General features: G+C 53.2%; 13 protein-coding genes. 9 read left to right on the top strand and 4 right to left on the bottom strand.

What is annotated here, in order from left to right:
- Nucleotides 1-7: 7 nt before the first annotated feature.
- Nucleotides 8-1,144 carry a methyltransferase gene (locus HNR75_RS00175; protein ID WP_188024999.1) on the bottom strand — a complete coding sequence of 379 codons (1,137 nt, stop codon included), beginning with the start codon at nucleotides 1,142-1,144 and terminating at the stop codon, nucleotides 8-10.
- A gap of 114 nt (nucleotides 1,145-1,258) precedes the next feature.
- On the bottom strand, nucleotides 1,259-1,444 hold the full coding sequence (locus HNR75_RS00170) for a DUF3606 domain-containing protein (protein ID WP_188024998.1): 186 nt from the start codon (nucleotides 1,442-1,444) through the stop codon (nucleotides 1,259-1,261).
- Between the two features lie 186 nt (nucleotides 1,445-1,630).
- Here HNR75_RS00170 and HNR75_RS00165 point away from each other — a divergent pair, with 186 nt between their 5' ends.
- From HNR75_RS00165 to dinB, 4 genes are all read left to right on the top strand, one after another.
- On the top strand, nucleotides 1,631-1,939 hold the full coding sequence (locus HNR75_RS00165) for a BolA family protein (RefSeq protein WP_188024997.1): 309 nt from the start codon (nucleotides 1,631-1,633) through the stop codon (nucleotides 1,937-1,939).
- A 26-nt stretch (nucleotides 1,940-1,965) separates the two neighbouring features.
- Nucleotides 1,966-3,003, top strand: coding sequence for an FAD:protein FMN transferase (locus HNR75_RS00160; protein ID WP_188024996.1), 1,038 nt, complete (start codon nucleotides 1,966-1,968; stop codon nucleotides 3,001-3,003).
- A 117-nt stretch (nucleotides 3,004-3,120) separates the two neighbouring features.
- Nucleotides 3,121-4,032: an aldo/keto reductase gene (locus HNR75_RS00155; RefSeq protein ID WP_425506754.1), complete on the top strand. Its 912-nt coding sequence runs from the start codon at nucleotides 3,121-3,123 to the stop codon at nucleotides 4,030-4,032.
- A 69-nt stretch (nucleotides 4,033-4,101) separates the two neighbouring features.
- Complete coding sequence (dinB, locus tag HNR75_RS00150; RefSeq protein ID WP_188024994.1) at nucleotides 4,102-5,157, top strand: DNA polymerase IV; 1,056 nt, start codon at nucleotides 4,102-4,104, stop codon at nucleotides 5,155-5,157.
- 24 nt (nucleotides 5,158-5,181) lie between these two features.
- Here dinB and HNR75_RS00145 read toward each other — a convergent pair whose 3' ends face one another.
- Both HNR75_RS00145 and HNR75_RS00140 read right to left on the bottom strand, forming a co-directional pair.
- On the bottom strand, nucleotides 5,182-6,642 hold the full coding sequence (locus HNR75_RS00145; RefSeq protein ID WP_188024993.1) for an aminoacyl-histidine dipeptidase: 1,461 nt from the start codon (nucleotides 6,640-6,642) through the stop codon (nucleotides 5,182-5,184).
- A 72-nt stretch (nucleotides 6,643-6,714) separates the two neighbouring features.
- On the bottom strand, nucleotides 6,715-7,005 hold the full coding sequence (locus tag HNR75_RS00140) for a hypothetical protein (protein ID WP_188024992.1): 291 nt from the start codon (nucleotides 7,003-7,005) through the stop codon (nucleotides 6,715-6,717).
- Between the two features lie 268 nt (nucleotides 7,006-7,273).
- On the opposite strand from HNR75_RS00140, the gene HNR75_RS00135 reads away from it, so the two are divergent.
- The 5 genes from HNR75_RS00135 to HNR75_RS00115 all read left to right on the top strand — a co-directional run bounded on the left by HNR75_RS00135 (nucleotide 7,274) and on the right by HNR75_RS00115 (nucleotide 13,350).
- Nucleotides 7,274-9,004, top strand: a complete 1,731-nt coding sequence (locus HNR75_RS00135; RefSeq protein WP_188024991.1) for a bifunctional metallophosphatase/5'-nucleotidase — start codon at nucleotides 7,274-7,276, stop codon at nucleotides 9,002-9,004.
- A 57-nt stretch (nucleotides 9,005-9,061) separates the two neighbouring features.
- Entirely contained in the window at nucleotides 9,062-9,526 is a 465-nt protein-coding gene (gene gpt, locus HNR75_RS00130; protein ID WP_188024990.1) for a xanthine phosphoribosyltransferase, read from the top strand.
- A gap of 81 nt (nucleotides 9,527-9,607) precedes the next feature.
- Nucleotides 9,608-10,882, top strand: a complete 1,275-nt coding sequence (gene frsA, locus HNR75_RS00125) for an esterase FrsA (RefSeq protein ID WP_188024989.1) — start codon at nucleotides 9,608-9,610, stop codon at nucleotides 10,880-10,882.
- A 92-nt stretch (nucleotides 10,883-10,974) separates the two neighbouring features.
- On the top strand, nucleotides 10,975-12,078 hold the full coding sequence (gene proB / locus HNR75_RS00120; protein ID WP_188024988.1) for a glutamate 5-kinase: 1,104 nt from the start codon (nucleotides 10,975-10,977) through the stop codon (nucleotides 12,076-12,078).
- 12 nt (nucleotides 12,079-12,090) lie between these two features.
- The gene (locus HNR75_RS00115; RefSeq protein ID WP_188024987.1) at nucleotides 12,091-13,350 is read left to right on the top strand and encodes a glutamate-5-semialdehyde dehydrogenase; all 1,260 of its coding nucleotides are present in this window, start codon (nucleotides 12,091-12,093) and stop codon (nucleotides 13,348-13,350) included.

The following is a 13,350-nucleotide window of genomic DNA, read 5'->3' as shown; positions in this document are numbered from 1 at the left end:
GAAGCTCCTATCGGTTTATGGTGCGTAAAATAACAAATTTACTGTTGCTGGCAATACATTCCGCGCCGCCGAACAAACGTTTTAATTTGATGTGATAATTTAAATGCCGGTTACCCACTACCCAGAGTTCGCCCCCCCGTTTCAGGCATCGTTTGGCATCTTTAAACATCTGCCAGGCGATTTCATCGGTAATGGCTTGTAACTGATGAAAGGGAGGGTTGCACAGGATGACATCGACACTGTTGCTGTCGATACCGGTCAGGGCGTGCCCGGTCCGGAAATGACAGCGGGCCAGATCCTGCGGGCGATTATTTTCCACATTGAGTCTGCTGGAGGCGATTGCCATAAAGGACTCATCCAGAAACAATAACTCAGCATCCGGATTATATTCCAGTGCCATCAATCCGAGGACGCCATTGCCACAGCCCAGATCGACCATCAGTCCGCATTTTTGCCGGGGTAAATGCTGCAGCATGAAACGGGCGCCGATGTCGAGCGAAGCGCGGGAAAATACATTGGCATGGTTGGCGATCTGATAGTCGCTGTTTTCCAGTTGCCAGACATTCGGATAAGGATTGGTGACGGCGGGTTTATCTTCCAGCTGTGAATAAATCAGCCGGGCTTTTTTCCATGCCAGCGAGGTCGTGGTTTTCCCGATGATCTGTTCAAACAGATTTAAGGTCGAGGTATGAATTTCCTTGGCTTTACCGGCCGCGATAAGACGGGTTTGCGGGGTCATGACATCCCGCAGGCGCAATAACTGATCTTCCAGCATGGCCAGCGTTTTCGGTACTTTAAGAATAACCAGCGCCGGTACGGCAGGTAACGGTGCCAATACATCCTGCAGATGCAGGTGCTGCTCATTCAGCTCGTTCGATTGCCAGTTACGACGCGTCGCTTCCTGACTTAAAAAAGAATCACTGACGACGACGGGCTGATAATCGGCCAATCCGCAGGCCAGCGCGCCAAAACTGTCATTCAGGATCAGAATCGGGCCCTGGGCCGCGAAGGTTTGCAGCTGTTCCGCGGTGAGTTCCCGTAACAGATATTCATCAGCAGCGTCCCAGGCCTGCAGGTTGGGATCGGTGGTCGAAGGATAACGGTGCAGCGTTAAACTGCGGGTTTCCAGAGTCAACAGGGTCATGTTGCATCCATCTCATAAAATTGGCGCTATTCTACCTGTCATAGCGCCTGAGACCAATCGACCCGCCGGAAATAACGATTGTTATCTGTTGTCAGTCCGGAGAATAATGCGCACTCAATGGTGAGATTCAATATATTCCCGGACAGCAAGGCCGGAACCGCCAACCGCGCGTATCGCTGCGGCGAGCTCCCGGTCGTTGCACCCCAGCTCTTTACACCAGTGACGGTAATCGCTCTTGTTGTGCGTATCGATGGTTTTATTGTCCAGTGGATGACCTGATTTTGCTTTCTTGCTTGCCATGATGTGCTCCTTTGGATGTAAAACAGGGAATAACATCTCACCGCTGTTTTTTTCCGGCAATGTGTGATTTTTTACATCATGTAAGGATGCACATATTTCCTGATTAACCCTGCAGGCTATCGGGTTGTATGTGGCGGCTTAACCGCTATGCTGTCGAGCTCTGTTATCCAAGAAGGAAATGGGAAAATGTCGATGCAGCAATTTATTGAGCAAACCCTGCAACAAGGGCTGGCTCCGGACTGGTTGTCCGTCACCAACGAAAGCTATTTACACCGTTCCAGTGGTCCGGATGCAGAAAGCCATTTCAAAGTGGTGGTGGTAAGTAGCGTGTTTGAAGGTGAACGTCTGGTGGCCCGTCATCGCCGGGTGAATACCTTGTTGGCGCAGGCTTTGCAGAATGGTGTCCATGCGCTGGCGTTGCACACGTATACGCCCGCCGAATGGCAGGCGCGTGGCGAGCAGTTACCTGACTCGACCAAGTGCGCGGGGCATTAACTTTAACTGACGACAGGAGAGGTCGTATGTCGTGGAATAGATTCGGAATTGTTGTGTTGGTTTTGGCGGTTTTGTCGGGTTGTGATCAACCGGCGGCAGAGCGTCCGATGCTGGAAATCCATGGCCGGACCATGGGAACGTTTTACGGGGTCAAGGTGGTCGGTGATTTTCCCGGCGGTCAGCAGGCATTGCAGTCACAGGTTGATGCGTTGCTTAAACACTACAATGATGAAATTTCCACTTACGATCCGAATTCTGCCTTATCGAAATTTAATCAGTTGCAATCGGTACAGCCCTTCCCGGTATCGCAGGATATGGCCGATCTGATCATCAGCGCTCTGCGGGTAGGACAACGTACCCAAGGTGTACTGGATGTGACCGTGGGTCCGCTGGTGAATTTGTGGGGATTCGGCCCGGATAAGCGTCCGGTAAAAACACCAACCGATGAACAAATCGCCGCAGCCCGTGCCCGGGTAGGCATTGATCGGTTGCATGTGGAGGTCAGCGCGGATCACGCCACGTTACGTAAAGATGTTCCGTCCCTGTATGTTGATCTGTCGACGATCGGGGAAGGGTTTGGTGCGGATAAAGTGGCCGAATTTCTTGAGGCCAGAGGCGTACACCATTATCTGGTCGAGATCGCCGGCGCTTCCCGCAGCCGGGGTGTGAATGCCAAAGGGGAACCCTGGAAACTGGCGATCCAGAAACCCACCGATGAGCTTGAGGATATTCAGGCCATTATTATTCCGGACGGAAGAGCAGTCAGTACATCAGGCAGTTACCGGAATTACTATGAGCTGGATGGCAAACGTTATTCCCATATTATCGATCCGGTGAGCGGTAAGCCAATCACGCACAAGCTGGTATCGGTTACGGTGATCACGCCGACCGCGATGGAAGCGGACGGACTGGATACGGCATTAATGGTGATGGGCCCGGGAAAAGCCATGGCGTTTGCCAAACAGCAGAATCTGGCCGTCTATCTGGTGAGTAAAACAGCGCAGGGCTTTAAAGCGGAATATTCGCCGGCTTTTGCGCCTTATCTGGTCAAAGCCGGTTCCTGATTTTTATCCGCCTTGTGGCGGTGTTCATAAATTTATTGTCTGGCCGACAAAAATTGCTGTGGTCAGACATTGATCTCCTTAGGATGGTTGCCCTGGTATTTTATGTTATGGGTAACCATCATGATTTCTCGTGTAGATGCAACACCAAACGGATTTCAACTGTCTGAATTTATTCAGGGATACTGGCGACTGGCCGAATGGAAGATGTCGCCGGCGCAACGTCTGGATTTTCTGAAACAACATCTCGAACTGGGTATTACCTCGGTTGACCATGCCGACATTTACGGTAATTACAGTTGTGAACAGCTGTTTGGTGAAGTACTGGCGCTGGAACCGGCACTACGTCAGCAGATGGAAATCGTCACCAAATGCGATATCAAACTGCTGTCGGACAAATATCCGCAACGTACCGTCAAACATTACGATACCTCTGAGGCCCACATCGTGGCATCGGTCGAGAATTCGTTAAAAAACCTGGGTACCGATTATCTGGATCTGCTGCTGATCCACCGTCCGGATCCATTAATGAATGCCGATGAAGTGGCAGACGCGTTTGCGCAGCTGAAGAAGAGCGGCAAGGTTCGTCACTTCGGTGTGTCCAATTTCACGCCTTATCAGTTTGATCTGCTGCAGTCCCGTCTGGATTTTTCACTGGTGACCAATCAGGTGGAAGTAAGCCCGGTGAATATGTTTGCCCTGCATGATGGCACGCTGGACCAGATGCAGATGAAGCGGATTCGTCCGATGATCTGGTCTGCGCTCGGTGGCGGCAAAATATTCACTGCGGAAACGGAACAGGCACAACGTTTACGTACCGTGCTGAGTAATATTAGTGAAGAGCTGGGCGGTGCCGGTCTGGATCAGGTGATTTATGCCTGGCTGTTAAAACTGCCTTGTCAGCCATTGCCGATTATCGGTTCCGGTAATATTGAACGGGTTCGCTCTGCGGTTGCCGCGAAGGAATTGAGCCTGACCCGTGAACACTGGTTCCAGATCTGGCAGGCATCCAAAGGTCACGAGGTCGCCTGATATTCCGGCTTGCAGGAAATGGACTGACGGGATAAACTTAAAAATACTGTGTATTTGTACAGTATTTTTATGAGAAAAATTATCCACGTCGACATGGACTGCTTTTTTGCGGCAGTGGAGATGCGCGACAATCCGGCGCTGGTCTCGCTGCCGCTTGCTATTGGTAGCCCGGCAGAACGTCGGGGCGTGATAGCGACCTGTAATTATGTTGCCCGCCGTTACGGGGTGCGTTCTGCCATGGCGACGGCGCAGGCTTTCCGACTGTGTCCGCGTCTGGTTTTATTGCCCGGCAGGATGGCGCTTTACCGGGATATCTCCCGTCAGGTCATGCAGATCTTTTCCCGTTATAGCCAGATCATCGAACCGGTTTCGATTGATGAGGCCTATCTGGATGTGTCCGATACCACCTTATTTCAGGGCAGTGCTACCCGGATTGCAGAAGCGATCCGGACTGATATCCGTCAGGAATTGCAACTGACGGCCTCGGCCGGTGTTGCTCCGAATAAATTTCTCGCCAAGATCGCGTCGGAACAGAATAAGCCGGATGGTTTGTTTGTCCTGTCACCGGCGGATGTGCCGCCGTTTGTCCGGCAACTGGCATTATCAAAAATACCCGGTATCGGTGGTAAAACGGCCGAGCGACTGGCGCAGCTGGGGCTGCATACCTGCGCCGATGTGCAGCAATTCCCGCGCCGGCAGTTATTGTATCTGCTGGGTAAAACCGGACTGATGTTACTGGAACGGGCGTATGGCATAGATGAGCGGCCGTTACAGACTTCTCGTGAGCGAAAATCGGTGGGTGTCGAAACCACGCTTCCAATTGACATTGTGCAGGAAGAACAGGGGCATGCGATGTTGCCGGAACTGCTGGCGGAGCTGTCAAAACGGCTGCAACGAAGGGAGTGGCAGGGCCAGATTGCCCGGCAGGGAGTGAAAATCAAATTCTCTGATTTTCATCAGACAACCGTCGAACGTTCAGTCAATCGTTTCTCGCCCCAGTTATATGATGAACTGCTGCATGAGGCGTGGTTACGGGGTGGCGGTAAGCCGGTACGACTGGTGGGGATCAGTATCGGTTTGCCGGAAGCTGCAAATACATTGCAGCTTCCGCTGGATTTACAGTAAAGAGAATTGGCTTTACACCGCTGCTCAGGACTGTTTTTCCGGAATGGCTGCCAGCATGGCAACCAGCAACTGCCAGAAACGCGCTACGGCGGGAATATGAACCCGTTCATCCGGTGAATGCGCGCCCTGAATGGTTGGTCCGAAAGAAACCATATCCCAGTGCGGATATTGTGCCTTGAACAGCCCGCACTCCAGACCGGCATGGATCACCATCAGTTTCGGCAGTTCACCAAACAGCTCTTCATGTTTCTGGCGTAACAAAGCCAGTGCAGGCGATTTTGGATCCGGCGCCCAGCCAGGATAAGCCCCGTCGAACAGACACTCGGCACCAGCCAGTGCACACAGCGAAGCAGTCATCTGCTGCACGTAATGACGGCCTTCGTCATTCAGCGAGCGGATCAGACACTGAATATAAACACCTTCCTCCGTCGTCTGGATCACACCGAGGTTGGTTGACGTTTCCACGACGCCTTCGATGGCATGGCTCATGCGGATGACACCGTTCGGGCAGGCCACCAGCATCTGTAGCAGACGTTGCTGGTCTGGCTGGCTTAAACATTCCCTGGCTGATTCCGTCGGCAGAGCCACGATCTGCAGGTTACTGTCGACCTCCTTCAGTTCCGCCTGTAAGACGGCGGTTCGTTCTGTGATCAGTCGTAAAACTGTCTCAGCACGTTCAGGCTCAACCAGAATTAGTGCTTCGGCTTCCCGCGGGATGGCGTTACGCAAGGTGCCACCGGCAATACTGGCCAGATGGATTTTTTCCGGCTGCAGATCCAGTAACAGACGGCTCAGCAGCTTATTGGCGTTGCCACGATCCTGATGAATATTGACCCCGGAATGACCGCCACGAAGCCCTTTCACCTGTAGGCGGAAGGCCTGCAGATTGGCCGGTGTTGCTTCTCGCTGAAAGTGGAAGCGGATATTGGCATCAACCCCGCCGGCACAACCCATATAGGCTTCGGCATCCTGTTCGGAGTCGGTATTCAGCAGAATATCGCCTTCCAGCCAGCCGGCCTGCAGACCGAAAGCGCCGCCCATGCCGGCTTCTTCATCCACGGTCAGCAGCACTTCCAGCGGGCCGTGCTGTACGCTGCTATCAGCCAGCGCCGCCAGACAGGCCGCGGCACCAATACCATTGTCAGCACCTAATGTGGTGCCGCGGGCGCGCACCCATTCACCGTCGATATAAGCCTGAATAGGATCGCGGGTAAAATCATGAGGGGTATCGGCATTCGCCTGTGGCACCATATCGATATGCGCCTGCAGGATCACGCCTTGACGGTTTTCAAAACCCGGCGTGGCCGGTTTTTTCAGGATTAGATTGCCCGCCGGATCGACCTTGACACTGATACCCTGTGTCCGGGCCCAGTCCTGAATCCACTGGCTTAATGCGGCCTCATGCTTCGACGGGCGGGGGATCTGACAAAATTTATCGAAAAAGAACCAAAGATGGGACGGGGTGAGTTGCAGTAATTCACTCATGAAGCATTTCTCCTGCAGAGCAAAAAATGTGCGGCAAACGGTAGCTGCGCAGATTTAATTCGGTAGTAAAAATCAGGCGGAACGACGGAACAGCAGCAGTCCGAACAACAGGATCAGCCCGGTGATCAATGCGCTGGCACTGAACAGATACATCACCTCATAGGCATGCTGCATGGGATCCTGCACTTTGGGCAGCAGGTGGATGACTCCGCGGTTAATCAGCTGATTGACCGCCAGTGCGGCGAATGACCAGCCGGCAATCCAGATGATTTTCTGTTTTTGCGAACGGTGTGGCTGGTTATACATCAGTCCAACCCAGAAGCAGAACCAGACAGTAATAAAAATATACGAAAGCAGCACCATGGAAAGCGCCTTTGTTTTTTGTACAGAAAACGGATGCTGATGATGCCATGAAAGTGAAGATGACAGAAGTCGTCCTCGCGATCCAAAGAGAAACGTGCTGCGTATAAATGCGGGTATCGACTGATATCGTGCCGCAATCACCTCAGTCATTATATTGTCATCTTTGGCGGGCAGTCTGAAGCAGAAAAGCAGTTTGTCATTGCCCGACAGGACAGGTTGGGTGTATAACCTGACCTCCTGTAACATTCAGTGTCGTTACGGAGCCTTCATGTCTGCATTATTAGGGCGCTTTTATCTGGCGCACATCAACGATACGCACTCTCACTTTGATGAAACTGCACTGCCGTTGCGTCTGGCATTACCGGATGGTCATAGCGATATCCGTCTGCATTGCGGCGGTTTCCCGCGTCTGGCTGGTTTTATCAAACAGGCTCGCCAGCGGGCCATCACGGAACAAATGCCGTTTCTGTTGCTGGATGCCGGTGACAGCTTTCAGGGTACACTCTACTTTTCCTGCTTCAAAGGGCAGGCCAATGCGGCCTTGCTGAATCAGCTGGGCGTGGACGCCATGGTAGTCGGTAACCATGAACTGGATACCGGGAATACACCGCTGGCGAATTTTCTGCGTCAGATCCGTTTTCCACTGCTGGCCGCCAACTGGGATCTGGCCGGGGAAGCGGAAGATAAGCCGACCCGCATGCAGAATCATCCGCGGATGGTGAGCTGGCAGAATCCGGCGCATCCCAAACCCTATATTGTGAAATGGATGAATGATGTTCCGGTAGCCGTCTTTGGTCTGGTACTGGACAACATGCCGGATATTGCCGCGCCGGATGGCGATTCTACATTCCTGCCAGTCGTTGAGATGGCCAAAAAGGTCATTGCCGAGATCCATGCTGCCGGTATCGAACACATCATTCTGCTCAGTCATCTCGGTTATCCGCGGGACTGTCAGCTGGCACAGGAAGTGGAGGGGATTTCGCTGATTGTCGGCGGACACACGCATACCCTGCAGGGCGATTTCAGTGCGGTGGGGCTGGCGGATGACCATCCCTATGGTGAACGTTTCAATCAGACGTTGGTGCTACAGGCTGGCTATAATTCGCTGATGGTGGGGCTGGCCCATATTGCCCTGCTGACCGGCGGCAGAATGCGGATTGAGGAAGGCGGAAATGTGCTGTTAACCAGTGAGGATGCCAATCTGCAGTCACAACATGGTGATCCCTTGTTCCCGTTGCAACAGCGTCATATTCGCCGTTTCCTGCGCCAGTTGCCGAATGTCATGCTGGTGCGGCCTGATACCGCGATGGAGCGTCTCATTGCCCGACATTACCGTTCCCGGTTAAGCCGCTACACCAGTGATCAGGTAGTCTCATTGCCCCGCGGTTTACGGCATGTGCGTATTCCTGATGAACGGGGCGGCAGTCAGGTTGCGCCACTGGTGGCGGAAGCCATGCTGTTTCAGGCCAGGGAAATGGGAATCAATGCCGAAGTCGCTATTTTCAATGCCGGTGGCGCGCGTATTTCTTTGCCTCCCGGACCAGTCAGTGCGGCCGAACTGGCCGGACGTCTGCTTCCCTTTGCCAGTACCGTCAGTCATTTCGAGGTGCGGGGTGGTCAGTTACGACAAGCGCTGGAAGGCGCTATCGTTAATGCACTGGAGCTGGGTGGCAGCGGAAGTTTTCCTTATCCGGCCGATCTGCGCTACAGCTATCATGCCCGGGCTCCCCGGGGACAACGGGTAGAACATTTACATGTCAGAGATCGGCTGGGCCGCTGGCAATTGCTGGATGAGCGGCGTGATTATCGTCTGATCACCACCAGTTATACCGCGATGGGCAAAGAGGGCTATCATGCCTTGCTGGAACAGCGTTCTGAACCGGAGTTGCTGGGGCTGATTATTTCCGACGTATTCATTAACTATGCCCGGACCCGCGGGATACTGATACCACCGGCAGAATCGTTGTATCAGCTCAATCTTGAGAGGCTGGTCAGTTAACGTTCGCTCTGGTAAGCTAACAAGTTAACCGTTTTTACATCCCCAATAGGTTAGTTTATGAGCAAAAAGTTTTATGTTTCGTGGGAAAATCTGCATCGTGAAGCACGTCGTTTGTCCCGTCGTCAGCTTCCGGCAAGCCAATGGAAAGGCATTTTAGCGGTTAGTCGCGGCGGTCTGGTACCTGCTGCAATCATGGCGCGTGAACTGGGTATCCGTTTTGTCGATACCATCTGCATTTCCAGCTACGAGCATGATAATCAGGGTGATCTGAACGTGCTGAAACGCATTGACGGGGATGGTGAAGGCTTCCTGATCGTGGACGACCTGGTTGACAGCGGTAACACGGCGCGCCTGTTGCGTGAAATGTACCCGAAAGCAAGACTGGTCACTGTATTTGCCAAGCCGAAAGGCGAGCATCTGGTCGATGATTTCGAAGTGGCTATCCCTCAGGATACTTGGATCGAACAGCCGTGGGATATGGTGCATTGCTTTGTACCACCAATCTGTGAAGAAAATCAGTAAAAAAAGTGAGGCTTCCGATGGAAGCCTTTCTTTTTTCCGCAGCAAGGTGCATAAATACCAAAAAACGCATGCGGAGTGGATATGTCTGCACCATCCGAAAAAAATTTAAGCGAAACGTTATTCAATAAAGTTCAGTCACATAAAATCCGTGAGACATCAACTATTTCCAATTCAGGTGAACCGTATCAGTGCGAACCGCAGGAACAGCACCTGATTGATGGTTTATGTACGCCGTCATGGTTTCGTATCCTGCGCCGGGCGTTCTGGATCTGGCAGGGGGCTGAACCGATCGAAGTGGAAGAAATTCTGGCGCGCATTGCCACCAGCGATGGCGAACGAACCAATCCGCGGCAACTGGATACCGTGCAGGGCTTTGTGCCCGGTAACTGGTGCTATGAATGGAGCCAGCTAGCCGGAGAACACAGTCGTAAAGCGAAAGACGCGGAAGAGGCAGGTCAGCAACGTACGGCCCGCAAAGAATATTTTCTTGCAGCCCGTTATTATCTGATTGCCAGCTATCCGTTCCTGAAAGGGGATGAACTGGCTGAGCAGGCGATGGTGCAGGCCAATATCGCTTACCGCGATGGTGGCCGCTTTTTGCCGGTGCCGCTGAAAGAGCTGAAAGTGCCGTTCCGTGGCAAGGAAATCAAAGGCTATCTGCATTTGCCGCATGATGATCACCCGGTCCCGCTAGTGATGGTTACGGGAGCTATCGACAGCTCGCAGCTCGATTTTATCCGGTTATATGAAAAGGTACTGGCGCCGCTGGGCATTGGCATGCTGTCACTGGATCTGCCGGGTTGTGGCTATTCCAGTCACTGGCCGCTGGTGCAGGATTCCAGCCGTCTGCATCAGGCCGTGCTGCAATATCTGAAAGATGTGCCGTGGGTGGATGATCAGCGCATCGGTATGGTGGGTTTCCGTCTTGGCGGCAACGTGGCTGTGCGGCTTTCCTATCTGGAGCAACTGCGCCTGAAAGCCGTGGTATGTGTTGGACCGGGGATGCACAACTATTTTACTGATCCGACGCAGTTTGCCTTGTCGCCACCGATGATGCGCGCCAGCCTGGCCAATCGTCTGAATATGGATGCTGCCGACTGGGATGGCTTACAAAAAAGCTGTCAGGTGTTTTCACTTAAACGGCAGGGGCTGGCCGGTGTGACCAAAACCCGTGTGCCAATTCTCAGTATCGGTCATCGCCGGGACTTTATTTGTCCGGAATCGGATATCCGTATGCTGGCTTCCTCCAGTCTGAACGGGAAAGCGGTAGTGCTGGATAAAGAACCGGTCAAAGAACAGATGAACCGCATGTTAAGCGAGATTGGCGAGTGGTTGCGTTTGCATTTTAATCTCTGATTGACCGAATGCATAAAATTGCTGCGAAATTCCGTTGCAGGGGGCGGTGAGCCTCGGTATAAAGAAGCCCTTCATGGAGGGTTATCGCAGCAATGAAAAGCAAAACCATCGTCGTCAAGCTGGGCACCAGCATTCTTACCGGCGGCACACGTAAACTGGATCAGGCCCATATGGTGGAACTGGTTCGTCAGTGTGCTGCTCTGCATCGTCATGGGCATCAGGTCGTGGTTGTGACCTCTGGCGCAATCGCCGCAGGTCGCGAGAAGTTGGGTTACCCCGATCTTCCCCCCACGATGCCCAACAAACAGATGCTGGCGGCGGTGGGACAATGTCACCTGATGCAGGTCTGGCAGAATCTGTTCAGCATTTACGGGCTGCAGATTGGTCAGTTATTGCTGACCCGTGCCGATCTGGAAGATCGGGAACGTTATCTGAATGCGCGCGATACCCTGCAGACCTTGCTGCATAACCGCATTATTCCTGTCATTAACGAAAATGACGCAGTCGCGATTGCCGAAATCAAGGTCGGTGATAACGACAACCTGTCTGCGCGGGCCGCGATTCTGGCGGATGCGGATTTGCTGATCCTGCTGACCGATCAGAAAGGTCTGTTTACAGCAGATCCGCGTACTAATCCGGATGCGACCCTGATTGAGGAAGTCACGGAAATTACCGATCAGTTGCGTAGCCTGGCTGGGGACAGCGTCAGTGGTCTGGGTACCGGTGGTATGTCCACCAAATTGCAGGCGGCGGATATCGCTTGTCGTGCTGGTATCGAAGTAGTGATCGCCAGTGGTAAAACCCCGGAAGTGGTGGGTCGTCTGGCGAATAATGAAAAAGTGGGTACCCGTTTTAAAGCGCAGGCAAACCCGCTGGAAGGCCGTAAGAGCTGGATCCTGGCTGGTCCGCAATCGCACGGTGAAATTCACGTGGATGCCGGTGCCGTCAGAGCTGTGCATGACAAAGGCTCCAGCCTGTTACCAAAAGGTATCATTCAGGTTGTGGGCGAATTTGGCCGCGGCGAAGCGGTGCGCATTGTGACACCTGATGGCAAAGAAGTGGCGCGTGGTATTACCCGTTACACTGCGGATGAATTAGAACGGATCCGCGGGCATCATTCTGATGAAATCGAAGCCTGTTTAGGTTATGGCTATGGTCCGGTGGCAATCCATCGTGATGACATGGTATTGCTGTAAGGGAGAATGAGCATGAGTTTATTAGCAATGGGCAAGGCTGCCCGTGAAGCGTCTTTTGAACTGGCTGTTGCAGCTACAGCACGCAAAAATCAGGCGTTGCTGGCGATGGCCGATGAGCTGGAAGCCCAGCAGGACGTGATCCTGGCTGCGAATGCCAAAGATATCGAAGCAGGCCGAGCTTCAGGTCTGACCGATGCCATGCTGGATCGTCTGCTGCTGAATGAGTCCCGTCTGGCGGGTATTGTCGCGGACGTGCGCAAGGTCGTGACGCTGGATGATCCGGTCGGTTCCGAAATTGACAGTCGTGTACTGGACAATGGCATGCGTCTGTCCCGTCGCCGGGTGCCGATTGGCGTGATTGGTGTCATCTATGAAGCGCGTCCGAACGTGACCATCGACATTGCGGCGCTGTGTCTGAAAACCGGCAATGCCAGCATTCTGCGCGGTGGCCGTGAAACCTTCAATTCCAACATGGCTCTGGTGAAGGTCATTCAGGCTGCATTGGCGAAGAGTGGCTTGCCTGCTGCTTCAGTGCAATATATTGAAAGTCCGGATCGTGCGCTGGTCAGTGAACTGCTGACCATGGATCAGTATGTCGACATGATCATTCCTCGCGGTGGTGCGAATCTGCATCGCCTGTGCAAGGATCAGAGCACCATTCCGGTGATCATCGGTGGTTTTGGTGTCAGCCATCTGTATGTGGATGAAAGTGCCGATCTGGTACGCGCTATCGACGTGATTGATAACGCCAAAGTACAGCGTCCGTCCGCGTGTAATGCCCTGGATACCCTGCTGCTGAATGAAAAAATCGCAGTACAGATCGTCCCTGCGCTGGCCGCCCGCATGAATCAGCAGAAGGTGACGCTGGTGGCAGAGCCTCAGGCCTATGCGTTGCTGAAAGCGGCGGGTGCGGAGCTGTTACGTGAAGCCGATACAGAAGATTTTGATACCGAATGGCTGAGCCTGACGCTGGGGGTAAAAGTGATCCCGGATGTCAAAGCGGCCATTGCGCATCTGCAGGAACACAATGCCTGTCATTCTGATGCCATTCTGACCAATGATCTGAAGAATGCGGAGTACTTCATCAATGCGGCGGGTTCAGCGGCCGTGTATGTGAATGCCTCAACCCGTTTCACTGATGGCGGACAGTTTGGTCTGGGCGCAGAAGTGGCGGTTTCTACGCAGAAACTGCACGCCCGTGGCCCGATGGGCTTAACCGAACTGACCAGTTACAAGTGGATTGGTCAGGCGGATTATCTGAGCCGCAGCTGA

The organism is Tolumonas osonensis, from assembly GCF_014202415.1.
Taxonomy (GTDB): domain Bacteria; phylum Pseudomonadota; class Gammaproteobacteria; order Enterobacterales; family Aeromonadaceae; genus Tolumonas; species Tolumonas osonensis.
This window is presented reverse-complemented; position numbering and strand designations above follow the sequence as displayed.